This window comes from Sphingobacterium sp. HMA12, assembly GCF_002933815.1.
Taxonomy (GTDB): Bacteria; Bacteroidota; Bacteroidia; order Sphingobacteriales; family Sphingobacteriaceae; genus Sphingobacterium.
In genome coordinates, this window is the sequence record NZ_BEYR01000006.1 from 262,876 (window position 1) to 277,399 (window position 14,524).

Annotated in this window: 7 protein-coding genes; all 7 read right to left on the reverse strand. The window is 41.4% G+C overall.

The annotated features are described in order from the left end of the window. Positions 1-67 precede the first annotated feature (67 nt). The 7 genes from HMAT_RS23915 to HMAT_RS23945 all read right to left on the reverse strand — a co-directional run bounded on the left by HMAT_RS23915 (position 68) and on the right by HMAT_RS23945 (position 14,515). Positions 68-448, reverse strand: coding sequence for a hypothetical protein (locus HMAT_RS23915; protein WP_104385347.1), 381 nt, complete (start codon positions 446-448; stop codon positions 68-70). A 110-nt stretch (positions 449-558) separates the two neighbouring features. Next, on the reverse strand, positions 559-1,890 hold the full coding sequence (locus HMAT_RS23920) for a DUF5125 domain-containing protein (RefSeq protein WP_104385348.1): 1,332 nt from the start codon (positions 1,888-1,890) through the stop codon (positions 559-561). An 11-nt stretch (positions 1,891-1,901) separates the two neighbouring features. Further along, a complete protein-coding gene (locus tag HMAT_RS23925) occupies positions 1,902-3,374 on the reverse strand; it encodes a glycoside hydrolase family 30 beta sandwich domain-containing protein (RefSeq protein WP_104385407.1) in 1,473 nt (490 codons plus the stop codon). A gap of 35 nt (positions 3,375-3,409) precedes the next feature. Beyond that, the gene (locus HMAT_RS23930; protein ID WP_104385408.1) at positions 3,410-4,930 is read right to left on the reverse strand and encodes a RagB/SusD family nutrient uptake outer membrane protein; all 1,521 of its coding nucleotides are present in this window, start codon (positions 4,928-4,930) and stop codon (positions 3,410-3,412) included. A gap of 10 nt (positions 4,931-4,940) precedes the next feature. Beyond that, positions 4,941-7,913: a TonB-dependent receptor gene (locus HMAT_RS23935; protein WP_104385349.1), complete on the reverse strand. Its 2,973-nt coding sequence runs from the start codon at positions 7,911-7,913 to the stop codon at positions 4,941-4,943. Between the two features lie 255 nt (positions 7,914-8,168). Beyond that, positions 8,169-9,689: a DUF6377 domain-containing protein gene (locus HMAT_RS23940; RefSeq protein WP_158656084.1), complete on the reverse strand. Its 1,521-nt coding sequence runs from the start codon at positions 9,687-9,689 to the stop codon at positions 8,169-8,171. A 275-nt stretch (positions 9,690-9,964) separates the two neighbouring features. Further along, on the reverse strand, positions 9,965-14,515 hold the full coding sequence (locus tag HMAT_RS23945) for an efflux RND transporter permease subunit (RefSeq protein WP_104385351.1): 4,551 nt from the start codon (positions 14,513-14,515) through the stop codon (positions 9,965-9,967). Between the last annotated feature and the right edge of the window lie 9 nt (positions 14,516-14,524).

Here is a 14,524-nt window from a genome sequence, read left to right on the forward strand (position 1 = left end):
AACATGAGGAATTATTTGTCGCTATAAGCGATCAGCAAAAAACTCATGATGATTTCTAAAAATGGATTTAAACTAATGGGGGGTGGAAAATGGTAAAAATAGGTCTGTAAGAATAATTTTCGTTGTATTCAGGGAACGAGCGTTCCGCTAAATCTTCTTGAAATAAAGAAGAGACCTTAAAGTCAAAATTTTGAGAATTATTGATAAAAACGACGTCGATAATACGTGATTCAAGGTTCTTTTGCTCCTTTTCTTCGTGTTCACGCATTTTCTTCATTAGGATACATTGTCCTCTACACGAAAGGGCATTTTCATTGAAACGGTTGATACATTCGTAGCGTGCAATGTAATCTCGATTCAGCTCAAAAATGGACCACAGCCATACTGTTGAGAAGCTCTGGAGGAGCATCAAAGGCAATAAAATCCATATGAACTGTCTAGCTTTCATCTTGTGAGTTCGGCAAATATATAAATGAATCCTTGATTAAACAAATTCAATAGGAACAATATAGTCCCCAGGTAAGGTTTTACCTGGGGACTGAAAAATCAAAAAACAGCTTATTTTGGTACAACTGTAAGCACGGCTTTTTTATTACCGGCTGTTAGATCTAAGGTAAATGTATACGTTTTGCTAGCTTCCAACATTTTACCGGTTTTGATACCCAAATTTCCGGAATCACGCCCATTTTTACCATCACCAATAAAAATCAGATCACTCGACGTTGTCACGTCCGTACCACCAAATTCTCCGCCCCAGCCCTTCTGATGGAAAAACTTAAAGTTGATATTATCGGTATTGATAGACTCGCCTGCTCTCAATGTAATTTGGTACTTTTTATTACCCAATGGGGCTAAACAGAGTGCTTTATCTGTATTCCAACCTACCTGATTACTGGATACTTTTGGTTTTCCAACGCCTTCTCCAATAATCCATACAGCTCCAGTACCATCTTCCTGCAATTTAGCAAGGTCATTCCCGGCCATGGCCTCAACGACAAAGTACTTGAGTGCGAAGTCAGCAGTAATCCGATATTTCCCTGTTGCTCCTTTAAACGATATGCCCCCATCTGCGGATTGCGTAAAAAAGTCAGGATCAATCCACCAATTTTGTAGATCCGCAATACCTTCAAAAGTCGCTGTTTCCCCTTGATTTAACACCATCTCAACTTTAGAATGCTTATCATCAAGACTGCTGAACAACGATCCATTAAGCAATACGAAAATAAATGGCGAGGCTTGATACGTCAATGTATTAAATTGTATAGGATATACGCCAGACGTTGAATTTGAAAACGGGATCTCAGCTTTAGAACCAAAATCAACAGCATTATTAACCCATCCAAAACTCATGGCATTACCTTGTTCGCCAACCTTTGGTGCTTGAATATAGCCCTTTACATCTGCCGAAAAATTCTCGTTTGCTGCATATTGGTTTCGTCCAGTCTTCTCCATGCGATAGGACTTTGATTCGGTAACCAAAGTGAGGTAAGGAAAGTCCGGGCGACTTAAGTTTATATCAAAGGATTGTTCGGTTTTCTTCTGACTAATATTCTGCAAAACAAACTTAATGGTCGCTTTCCCATCCGGAATGTCTTTCAAAAAAGGAACGTAAATTTTTCCGCTGTAGTCGCCGTTCTCTTTTGTACGAATCGTCGTTTCAGTAACCTTGTCATCTGTAAAATACAACTGCGCTTTCAGCGTAGACAAAGCAACTTCGCTATCCGATACATGGATATTAAAGACTAGGCTATCGCCAAAATGGGCTACAGAAACGTCGGATTTCAATTCAATTTTGGGATCCCCAATTTGATAGGCATATTTTTCATCCTTTTTACAGGAACTTACCACAGCTATTACTCCCAATAGTACATTGATGAGATATCTTTTCATAATCCCAGTATTTAGTTTTTCCAACGATAAGAGACGACTGAATTTGCAGGAACCTCATAGTTAAAATGATGTTTACCATCTGCCAGTGTAATTTTCCGGTTGTCATTCGATTCATTCAACAACACTACAGCATAGCTTCCGTCTGTATTCTGAAAGGCACTATAGACCAGTCCTGCAGCGGTATATCCTGTAGCGCCAATACGTGTCGCACCGGATTTGACTACAGACGACAGATGTCCTACAATATAATAATGCGAATTGCGCGTGATACTCTTGTAATTTGACTTGCTAATATCAACGGCACCATAGCAGGTCTGACAACCGCCCTCGCGATTTGGCCCCTTATCCGTATCCAGCATCAAATTCCAAACAATAACACCCTTGCTCCAATTGTTTACAGTCCCTAGCGCCACTTCGCGCATATCTTCCATTAAACGCTTTTCAAGATTACGCCCATCATTCCATTCCCCGATAGATGTCTCTGTAAAAACCAGTTCCTTATCCGGACGCTGATTATGAATATCAATTAACTCCGCTTTATCACCACCATAGTTGTGATAAGCTGCGCCAGCAATAAAGGAAGCCGCTCCTGCATCATTATAGATTTTGATAGGATAATCTTCCTGGTCAGCCATATTATCGTAATTATAGTTATGGTCAAATGCGTAGATCTTCGTAGCAATACTGGCAGCCTTAAGCTGTGGGCCTAGAGATTGTTTGATAAATGCTTGTTGCTCCTGCCATGACATGTACATTGAAGCAGAATTTTTTCGATTCAATGGCTCATTTTGAACGGTAATTGAATAAATATTAATGCCCTCCTTCTTCATTGCCTGAAGCCATTGTACAAAATACCAACCGTAATCCTGATAGTATTTCGGATTTAATTGACCGCTGGTCCAGGAATCAAAAGGTTTTAAATCTGTCAGATTATTGACCTTCATCCATTTTGGCGGAGTCCATGGCGATCCCATAATTTTGACGTTTGGATTGATGGCTAGAATCTCTTTCAGCACAGGAATAACATATTGCTTTTCTTCTGACTGCAGCCCAAAATTTTCCTTTCCTTCCTTGTCCCAACAGGTATACTCGCTTAATGAAAAATCCGAACATCCGATAGCAATACGAATATAGCTCATGCCCATACCATCTTTATCGGAGAACGTCTCGGTAAGAAATTTCGTCCGATCCTCCTTACTCATTTTCATCAGATTATAACAGGTAGAGCCCGTTATAGCAGCACCAAATCCGTCCATTGTCTGAAACTTCTGATCAGGATTTAAGGAAATCGTATTGGGCGACATATTAAACTTTGTGCTAAAATCGACATATTTTTTTGTCAGATCATAAGCACGGTTTGTATTAGTCATTACAATAGTGACATCGCCAGATTTTTTGATATCATCACCTTGTGAAGGTGTGAAGCTATCACGGTTACAAGATGTTGCTGTGATCAGACAGGACAACAAGAATGTATATATCATAGTTTTATTATTACGTTTCATAAAAAATTAAATAATTAGTATCCTGGATTCTGAACTAAGTTAGGATTCTGGTCAATTTTAGGTTGCGGAATCGGCAGACGGTAGGAATTCTTTGTGAACGGATATACCTGCGCCTTTCTTCCTGAGTCTTTCGCATACACAGCATTCATGACAACTTCCACCTTATCCAAACGAACCAGATCAAACCAACGCTGTCCTTCGAAGGCTAATTCTAAGCGACGCTCTTTTAAATATGCTTCCAGCAAAGCATCTTTATTCGCACGAACTCCAGCAGATAATTTGGGCAATTTTACACGCGTACGGATCTTATCAATAATATCAGCTGCCCCCGAAAGATTTGACCCCAATTGGATCATGGCTTCAGCTTTCAATAACAAAATATCGGCGTAGCGGAGCTTGACGATGCTACTCATGCCCGAACGCAACTTAAACATAAAAGGATAATGGCTTGATGGGTAATAGTTGCTCCAGGTTGTTGTATAATAAACAATAGATTGTGCCATCCGAATTTGATCTGCTTCATTCGTATATGCTTGTATCAAATCACGTGATGGTGTGACCCATTTGGCCCATGTAAATGCATTGTCGTAATTAGACAGGTCGCGACCAAACATCCAGGTCGCCCAGTTTCCAGATCCAGGCATAAATTGCGCCTCTAAAATTGATTCTTTTGTATTTCGTTGCGCTAGGTCTGTCTTGGCCGCATTCAATTCATATAAATCCCCATAATTGGGATTCAAATCAAATCCATCTCCAGTCAATGCGTCCGCATACTGAATAACTTTATTATAATCCCGGAGGGGTTTTTCCGCATAGAGTTTTACCAACATTGCCCGGGCTACGGATTTTGTAAACAAGGTTTTATTCGCATTGTTATTGACCGGGGCATCAACCAGGGCCTCCAACAGATCCTTCTCGATCTGTTTATGCGCTTCCTCTTCAGTCGCCTGCTTGGGGAAGTACTCCGGGTATACGGCTTCGATATTTTCCGCGGTAATATCTTTTCCTTGTGTTGTAATTACTGGAATGGAGCCAAATATGCGCACCATATCAAACATCGCCAGTGCCCGAAAGATTTTACCCTGCGCCTTGTAAACTTTGATGTCAGCATCACTAATGGATTTATCCGCAACACTATCAACATTGATTATTAAACGGTTGGCCCGCGCAATATCTTCAAGATAACGTGTCCAATCGCGATCAACAACGGAGTTGGATCCCTCAATAGAATTATTTTCAAATGGTACAACTTCGGCACCTGTTGTTCCTGCGTACGCATTATCAGCATGGGAATCGCCGATCAACAATAGGTCCAGATACCAATGCTCTTGCCTATCTCGCATCTGTTGGTAAATCCCAGAAAGAAAATTATCTACCTCGCTTCTGTTTTTAAAGACGATCTGTGTTCCATTTTCTGTTTTACCCTGACTAACATCTGTATAACTGTCCAGTGGATCGCGATTTAGCGAGCAAGAAGCCAGCAACAAGCCTGTCATGAACAAAGGTAAAAAATATTTAATATTTGTTTTTTTCATCACCATTCAATTAAAATTCTACATTTACACCAAGTACAAAAGATCTATTTTGTGGATATGTCCCCCAATCGAGGCCTTGTACTCTTCCCGAATTCCCCCACTGGTTTACCTCCGGATCCATGCCTGAATATTTAGTCAGCGTAAATAGGTTACTTGCCGAAAAATAAGGCTGAATCTTTTGAATTCCAATCTTTTTCAAACGTTCAGGTGCGATAGAATAACCCAAGGAAATATTTTTTACGCGCAAATAGCTTCCATCTTCTACAAAATAAGATGAGTTTTTAATATCAAATCCTGCTTTGGGCACATGTGTAATCTGTCCCGGAACGCGCCAGCGATCGAGTACAACTGTTGTTTGGTTACGACCATCATACATTCCTTCTGTTTCCATTCGGCTCGCATTGAAAATGTCATTCCCATAAGTACCCTGAAGAAATATACTTAAGTCAAAATTTTTCCAGGAAAAGCTATTTGTCAATCCATATACAAATTTTGGATTGGGATCTCCAATATAAGTCAGGTCGGAAGGGGATGTTTTGCCATCACCATTCAAATCTCTATACATTAATTCACCTGTCTCCGGATTTACACCATCAGAGATATAACCATAAAATCCACCTAAAGGCCTTCCGGGTTCATTCCTAACGACAGTTGCGTTCACTAGATTATTTGTAACCGCATCATTGTAGATTTTTGTAAAGACGAGCTTATCCAGACGGTTCTTGTTAAAAGAAATATTAAAATCCGTATTCCATGTAAAATCTCCTGTTAAATTCTTGGAGTTTATTCCGATCTCAAATCCCTTATTAGTCATCTCGCCCTCGTTTCGTTTAATTGTACTCGCCGAAGAAGAACCTGTAGGCAAGCTTACTTCCATCAGCATATCTGTTGTTTTTTTATGGTAGTAATCTAAGGTCAGGTTCAATCTGTTATTTAATGTAGAAAAATCAATCCCCACATTTGCCTGGGTAGTCGTCTCCCATTTTAAATCTGTCGCTCTCAATGTAGTCGAATTCCCAATATTCGGCGGGGAATATTGGTATTTGTCTTCAAACCAAGGTAAGCGCTGAATCACATTGAACGAAAGATAAGAGTAGTCTCCAAGTCCAGATTGGTTTCCAGTCTGCCCCCATCCGCCACGTATTTTCAGATCATTGATCCAGTCTACATCTTTCATAAAATCCTCCGCTGATAAGCGCCATGCAGCCGACACCGAAGGAAAATATCCCCAGCGACCGGAAGGGCTTAATTTAGACGATCCATCCGCACGCATATTTGCAGTTACCAGATATTTTCCATCGTAATTGTACATCGCACGGGCAAAATAGGATAGGATGGCCCAATTGGACGCTCCAGAGCCGGTTCCATTCCATGAAATCTTGTTTGCCGCATTTAGTGTCTGGATAATTCCGTTGGCATAGTTCGAACCATAAATATAACTATTGGAATATTTTGAATCTGTCCAAGATGAACCTGCCATCGTCTCCAAGCTATGTTTTCCAAAGCTTCTGCTGTAAGTCAGCACATTGTCCCAAGTCAATACCGTGTTTGTGTTGCGTGCGTCAGAGGCCTCTCCAAATTGATTTCTACCCTGTTGCGTAATCCAAGGATCTAAAAATGTTGTCAGTACGCCCGACCGTCTATCCATTGAAAATGAAGACTTCCAGGTTAAATTAGGCATAAAGGATATCAATACACTTCCTGTTGCCAATAATCTATTCTCCCGATTATTGTTATTCTTGGTTCGTTCGAGATTTTCTAAAGGGCTGTTTATATTTAGTCCATTGAAATTGGTATTGTATCGATCAGGAAACAAAGGATCCCATATAGGTGCATAAGTAGGCGTATTGATGATCGAAGTAACTACTCCCCCACGATTAGATCCGTTGCCCGAGATAATCCCGTTGGTATTGTAATCCGCATAAGATAAATTGGCGTTAACCTTCATCCATTTTTTCACCTGATTATCTATATTCGCTTTGAAGTTATAACGTCTAAAGAATGAACCTTGCAGTGTGCCTTTTTCTGTCAGATAACCTCCGCCCAAATAATAGCGTAATTTCTCATTACCATCAGAGATTGATAACTGGTAATTCTGTTGAACTCCGGTTTTATAAGTTTCCTTAAACCAGTCTGTTTGATCAGTAAGCCCTTCTGGCAGCTTTACATAACCTGTCTCATCCATCAACTCCTTGTATTGTGCGGTATTCAACACTTTTACGGTATTATTTACCACATTTGCTGTAGCTTGCGCTCCCAGGGTAATTTTAGCTTCCCCAGCTTTTCCAGATTTTGTGGTCACAAGAATAACACCATTTGCTCCACGCGACCCATAAATAGCTGCCGACGAAGCATCTTTTAAAATCTGAATGTCCGTTATATCACTTGGTGATAAAAATTTGATGTCCTCAACAGGTAGTCCATCGACAACATAAAGTGGGTCATTTGAACCATTGAATGAGGTTGTACCCCGGACTTTAATTGACATCTCACCACCGGGCGCTCCATTGGGTTGGATCACAGAAACACCTGCAGCCTTCCCTTGTATGGCCTGCCCCAAACTTACGACCGGCCTCTTCTCCAAATCTTTGGTCGACACAGAGGAAATTGCAGTGGTTACATCTTTCCGTTTTACGGCACCATAACCGATCACAATAACGTCTTCAAGTACATTGGTCGATGCGTTCAGCTGAACAGTCATTGTACTATTAGCCGGCAATTCTTTATTGTCGTAGCCAACAAAACTAAATTGAAGAATACTACCTTGAACAGCTGAAATTTGAAAACGCCCATCTCCGTTACTGGAAACCGCATTACTGGTACCTTTCTGTGTAATTGTTACGCCAGTGAGTGGTTTCTGATCCTGGGCATCAAGCACCCGTCCACTGACCTGAATACGGTCTTGTGCAAATACCGAATTCAACCAGGTACACAAGAAAATCAGCCCCATGGAAAAGGTTACTTTTCGAGTAAAGTAAATCATATGAAATAAAAAAATTGGTTATTGTTTTGTCTTTGGTTATTCCAAATTGCGAGGAGTTTCCCCTGCTCCATCGCTTAAAACAAAACTAGTAGGACCCAGACAGGAAAAAAAGCGACGGTACTAAAAAAGTACCTACAAAAAAACATAAGATACTAAAAAACAATATCATACGAAAATAAATATAAGATAAAAAGTACCAAAAAGAGATCGAATACAGCCTTGTATTATTAATAATTTGGTATTTATCAGTTGATATTAAGATCGATCAATGGTTGCAATTTGACAAACAGCAGCCTCAAAGTCATCGCGATGACCAGCTGCTTTGTTACGTACCTTGGTCCTATAGTTATAAACTGTACGAAGGGAGTATCTAAGGAAACTGGCAATCTTAACCGAGTCATCTATCCCCAGACGAATCAGGGCAAAGATACGCAGTTCTGTATTGAGCAGTTCGTTCTTCTTCGGATATATCTTCTCATCCTCCTGAAGAAGAGCGTTAAATTCATCAACAAACGTTGGATAAAGGTTCAAAAAGATCCGATCAAAATTGATATAAAGTTGTTGTACCTCCCTTTCTTCCATCTGTGTCGATTTCAATTGCTCCCGAATTGCTTCCCACTGGTGATTGGATGCTTTTTTCAGTAAAGCTTTTCGTATATCCTCCATTTTGTCGATATAGCTTGAACACATATCAAAAAATTGCGCAATATACTCCTCTTTAATGTGATTGGATTCGGAGAGCTTTAAATTCGTTTGATTGATTTCAGTGTTCAACGCGCGCAACTGCTGATTGGTTCCGGACAATTCGGATCTGATCCTGCGCAAATGCTGTACTTGGCGATAGATCACTATCAAGCCGATAATTACACCGACCAATAAAATACTGACCACAACAACCAAAGCGATCAATTGCTTATTCTGGGTATTGATTTTCTGTTGGTATGCGGCATTAATGATCGGATAGGAAGAGGTGCCTTCGATAATCCGATAACGTACTTTACATAGCATCGCATCATCAATCGCCTTTTCAATATAACGAAAGGCACAATCAAAATCCTGTTTGTCATAATAAGCTAGCGCTAAATCATGAAATGAAGCATTGTCACGATTTGCCATTTCAATATCTGCACTTGCTGACACAGCCAGATAGTAAAGTTGACCAGCCGTATTTTTTTCGTATTTATAGATCAAGCTCATAAAATAGGACAAGAGGGCGCGCTGCTCCAAGTCTTTCTGATTTTCCGTCCAAAGTTTAAAAAATTGCTTTTTAGCATCTTCCCGACTGCCATTAAATAAGGTTTTTACCGCAATGGTCGTCCGGTATTCCAATGAAGATGTCGGTAAGACCTTTAATAGCGAATCGCGATAACGTTCACTCGCCTGATAATATTCCTGGCGGTTGTTACTTTGTCCGTAATGACTATAAAATGAGCTATAGGTATCGTAATATTTGGCCAAAAGTTTGGTACCAAGGCCTGCGGGACTAATCTCATTCAACAATTTTGACGCCTCAATATAACGTCCAATCGTCGAATAAACCCAGGCTAAATCTAGTTGAATAACTGTATGAAGTGAGTCATTGTTGGCCGGAGCTAATTTTTGGCAAAGCGTGATATAGGTAAGTGCAGCATCGGAATCAAACTTTTTATAGCTCTCAAAAATTTCGTAATTCTTCTCAAAAAAGCGCATTTGGTCAGCTTCAAGTGCTTTCGCTTCTTGTTTTAGTTTGTCCAATTTGTCTTCCCGATTTTTAACATACATCTTCTGATTTTCCATTAGATATTCTAACCGTTGAAAAATCTTGGTACTATCCGAATAGTCCTGAGCAGATAGTAAAAAACTTAAATGAAATAGAAAAATGAAAATAAAAATGCGCTGCAACATAATAAAGCCCGGTTCAACATCGTCAAAGCTAAACTACATAAAAATAACAATAAAAAAGAGGACATCTCACGACGGCCCCTTCCCTTAACCCAATTAAGAGTTTAAGAATTAACAAGTTAATTCTTTATCGCATGAAAAATAGTTTTCTTATTATTCCACGGGCAGCTTTATTTCCAACCACCACCCAAAGCTTTGTAGAGTAAAATCTGGTTCAAGGTATTTTCTTTCTCCAATTCGACTTTTCCAATCTGGGCCTCCAAGGATTCTTTTTGTGCTGTGACCACATCCAAAGATGTCACGCGCCCAGCGATAAATAGCTCCTGCGCGGCTTCAATGGATAGATCCAATGCCTTTACATGCTCATCCACAAACGTTCGCCGTTTGCTGATCGCCTCTTGGGTCATGATGACATTTGAGACCTCATTATAGGCATTTACCACAGATTTCTCATAGTTTAAAAAGGCAATTCCATAATCGGCCTTTGCAATTTCATACTGTGTCTTCAACTGTCTTTGATTCAATATTGGTAATGTAATTCCCCCAAATAAATTATAGGCTATGGACTTGTCCAGATTAAACAACTTGTTGAAACTGAAACTCTGCAAACCGACAAAAGGGCTAATGGCCACCGAGGGTAAAAAAGCTAGCCGTGACGCTTCCTGACTGTTTGACGACGCCATCATCTTCAGATAGGCCGTTTTGATATCTGGGCGCTGATTGACCAGATCATCTGGCGTCCCGAAGGCCATTCCATGATAGAGATTGGTGTTCTCAACGTACGCACTGCGCTTGATGGGTTGATAATACCGTCCCAGCAATCCGTTGATATGATGTTCCCAAAGTGCAATCTCCTGACTCAATTTTTCTTGAGCAGATTTGGAATTTGCCAATAGCGCTTTGAATTGTTGGACAGACAGCTCGGTAGCATAACCGGCATCTTTCTTTACCTCTACCACTTCAAGGGCATTGGTATGCAGTTCAATATTACGGTTATATACCTTAATCTTTTGATCTAAGGCCATCAGCTCATAATAGGCTGTTGCAATATTAGATACCAACTCGGTTTCCAATAGGCGTTTTCCTTCCTGTTCGGCCAAAAAACCAAAATAAGCAGCTTGTTTTTGGCTTTTTAGTTTACCCCATAGATCAATTTCCCACGAAGAACGAAGTCCGATAAAATAATCGGGAATAAATGGTTCCGGCAGTTTTTCATCACTCTTCAGGTTATCAGAGAAATTCGAATCATAATTACCGATGCCCGATTCTGTGTAGTGCCCATATTTACGTATTCCCCCTTCAACAGCTGCTTCAACTGTGGGGCCTAATGCGGCCTTCCGCTGTTTGAAATAAGCCTGTGCTGATTCAAGCCGTAAGATTGCTTGACGAATATCAATATTATGCTGCAAAGCGGAATCAATCAATGCGACCAGAAGCGGATCCTTAAAGATTTCCCGCCAGGACCGATTACCCACATTTACGCTATCCATAGCAGCCCTTTCTGAAAATGCTGTCGGTACGGCAATTTTTTCAGGCTGTGCCGCCTTCTTGGGGACCGAACAGCTACCAAAAAGAATTAGTGCAGCAATCACTAACGATGTCTGTTTTATGACCTGTTTTTTATTCTCCTTTTTTGAGAATAAGATGACCAGTCCCGGGATAACAATAACACCTAATATCGTCCCGATAAGCATCCCTCCGACCGCAGCAGTACCGATACTCCGATTCCCCAAAGCTCCGGCACCACTCGCCATCATCAACGGGATCAATCCGGCGATAAAGGCAAAAGAAGTCATTAAAATAGGGCGTAAACGAGCGACAGCCCCTTCAATTGAAGCTGTTACAATATCCATTCCCTGCTTGTATTTCAAGTTGGCATATTCCACAATTAATATGGCATTTTTGCCCAAAAGACCAATCAGCATGACGAGTGCTACCTGCGCATAAATATTATTTTCCAGACCAAATATTTTCAGGAAAATAAAGGCTCCAAAAATTCCGGCAGGTAAACAGAGGAGAACTGGTAATGGCAATAAAAAGCTTTCGTACTGAGCACACAACAACAGGTAAACAAAGAGTAAACAGAGTGCAAAAATATACAAAGCTTGATTTCCCGATATCTTTTGTTCACGCGTCATCCCGGACCACTCAATACTATAGCCCTGCGGTAAAGACGATGCAATCTTTTCTACTTCGTCAATGGCTTGTCCCGAACTAAAGCCCGGAGAAGACTGGCCGGTGACCATCGCCGAACTAAACATATTGTACCGTGTAATCTGTTCAGGTCCATAAATACGCTCCATGGAAATAAAAGCATTATATGGTACCATCTCTCCCGTTTCATTCTTGACATATAAACGGAGTACATCCTCAGGTCGCTGGCGATACTCGGGTCCTGCCTGTACCATCACCTTATACATTTGCCCATAACGGATGAAATTGGTTGCATAGAGGCTCCCCATCAAAGTTTGTAAGGTATTCATCGCATTTTCTACCGATATCCCTTTCTTAGCAGCCATATCGTAGTCAACTTTCAGCATATATTGCGGAAAGTTGACATCAAAACTGGAACTGATATCCTGAATGACTTCACTTTTCTCCATATCCTCCATAAACTTCTCCAGTACCTCTGCGGTCTTATTCAGATCCTCATTCCCACTACGGTCCAACAAACGTAATTCAAACCCGGAAGAGTTACCAAATCCCGGAACTGTCGGCGGAGGGAAAAAATCAATCTGCCCATCTACAAAATCCTTTGTTTTCTCGCGCAATTCCTTGATTACATCATCGACCGTTTGATCTCTTTCTTTCCAAGGTTTAAGGTTAATCATTCCCATACCATAGGAAGCACCCGACACCTCGGTAACGATACTATATCCCGATAAAGTTGAAACCGTTTCGACAATATCCAGTTTGCGTGCGACAGAATCTATTTTATCCAACACACGTTCGGTACGATCCACTGTAGCACCCGGGGGCGTAGTCACAGCGACATAGATCATCCCCTGGTCTTCCGTTGGAATAAATCCGGATGGCAATATCGCACTGCTTCCCCAGGTCGCTACAAAGAATCCACCCAACAATAACAAGGTGAGTCCGCGTCGCGCACTTGTTTTCACTAAGATTCCTTTATACCCAAATGCTGTTCGGTCATAAATCGCGTTAAATTGTTTGAAGAAACGATCCAACCAATTATTGGATGGCTTACGGTCGTGCGGTGACCGAAGGAAAAGCGCACATAGCGCCGGCGTCAACGTCAAGGCATTGATCCCAGAAATCACAATGGCCGCCGCCAAAGTCAGGGAAAACTGCCTATAAAATATCCCCACCGGACCGGAAAGAAATGCGACCGGAACAAACACTGCTGACATGACCAAGGTGATTGCCACGACTGCCCCGCCAACTTCCTTCATCGCCTCCAAAGTCGCCTCCATTGGCTGCAAGTGTTCTTCCTCCATTTTGGCATAGACTGCCTCCACCACTACAATCCCATTATCCACTACAATTCCTATGGCCAATACCAATGCAAATAGTGTTAGTAGATTGATGGAAAACCCTAACATCTGCATAAAGAACAAAGCTCCAATCAGACAGACCGGTACGGCTAAAATCGGGATAACAGTCGCTCTAAAATCCTGCAAAAAGATAAACACGACGATGAAGACCAATAGAAATGCTTCCAATAGGGTCTTTATCACCGACGAAATAGACGCATCCAAGAAACGGGACACATCGTAGCCCATGGTATAGGTCATACCAGCTGGAAATGAATTCTGCTTCAATTCGGCCATACGATCTTTTACCCGTTGAATAACTTCCTGTGCATTCGATCCTGGAAGCTGTTTTAACATGATCGAGGCCGATGGCCGGCCATCTGTCTTGGAGACCATTTCATAATCCAGGGAACCAAACTCGACGTCGGCCACATCCTTGATACGAATAATCGAGCCATTGGAATTTGCACGGATAGGCACATTCGCATATTCGTCAATTTCCGTAAACTTTCCGGGGTAACGCAAGACGTACTGCTGCATATTCCGCATTTTGTCGGAACTTATCCCGGTCTGTCCAGGCGCAGCCTCAATATTTTGTTTGCGCAAAGCCGCCACCACATCCTCTGCAGAGATATTATAGGCGGCCATACGATCGGGTTTTACCCATACGCGCATCGCATAGTCACGCATCCCCATAATCTGGGCCAGACCGACCCCCTCGATACGTTTTAACTCCTTCAGGATATTAATATCTGCAAAATTATAGATAAAACGTTCGTCAGCAGTTTCATCGTCAGTGAACACATTCAGATACATCAACATCGAGTTGACTTCTTTCTCTGTCGTTACCCCGGCTTTAATGACCTCTTCGGGCAACTCATCGAGCACTGTTGTCACCCTATTCTGTACGTTTACCGCAGCAATATCCGGATCTGTTCCTACCTCAAAGAAAATTTGGATCACCGTACTTCCATTATTGGTCGATACAGAGTTCATATAGGTCATACCGGCAACACCATTTATTGCTTTTTCCAGTGGAATAGCCACCGCATTGGTACTTACCTCCGCATTTGCCCCCGTATAATTGGCATTCACCACCACCGAAGGGGGCACGATATCCGGAAACTGTGTAATAGGTAATGTAAATAAGGCCAGCAACCCTAAGAGGGTAATAAAAACCGATATGACCAGCGATAATATGGGTCTTTTTATAAATGTTTCAAACATAATTTATCC

Coding starts and splice junctions, on each gene's coding strand:
- HMAT_RS23915 (WP_104385347.1), bottom strand. CDS start 448: ATGAAAGCTAGACAGTTCATATGGATTTTATTGCCTTTGATGCTCCTC.
- HMAT_RS23920 (WP_104385348.1), bottom strand. CDS start 1,890: ATGAAAAGATATCTCATCAATGTACTATTGGGAGTAATAGCTGTGGTA.
- HMAT_RS23925 (WP_104385407.1), bottom strand. CDS start 3,374: ATGATATATACATTCTTGTTGTCCTGTCTGATCACAGCAACATCTTGT.
- HMAT_RS23930 (WP_104385408.1), bottom strand. CDS start 4,930: ATGAAAAAAACAAATATTAAATATTTTTTACCTTTGTTCATGACAGGC.
- HMAT_RS23935 (WP_104385349.1), bottom strand. CDS start 7,913: ATGATTTACTTTACTCGAAAAGTAACCTTTTCCATGGGGCTGATTTTC.
- HMAT_RS23940 (WP_158656084.1), bottom strand. CDS start 9,689: ATGGAAAATCAGAAGATGTATGTTAAAAATCGGGAAGACAAATTGGAC.
- HMAT_RS23945 (WP_104385351.1), bottom strand. CDS start 14,515: ATGTTTGAAACATTTATAAAAAGACCCATATTATCGCTGGTCATATCG.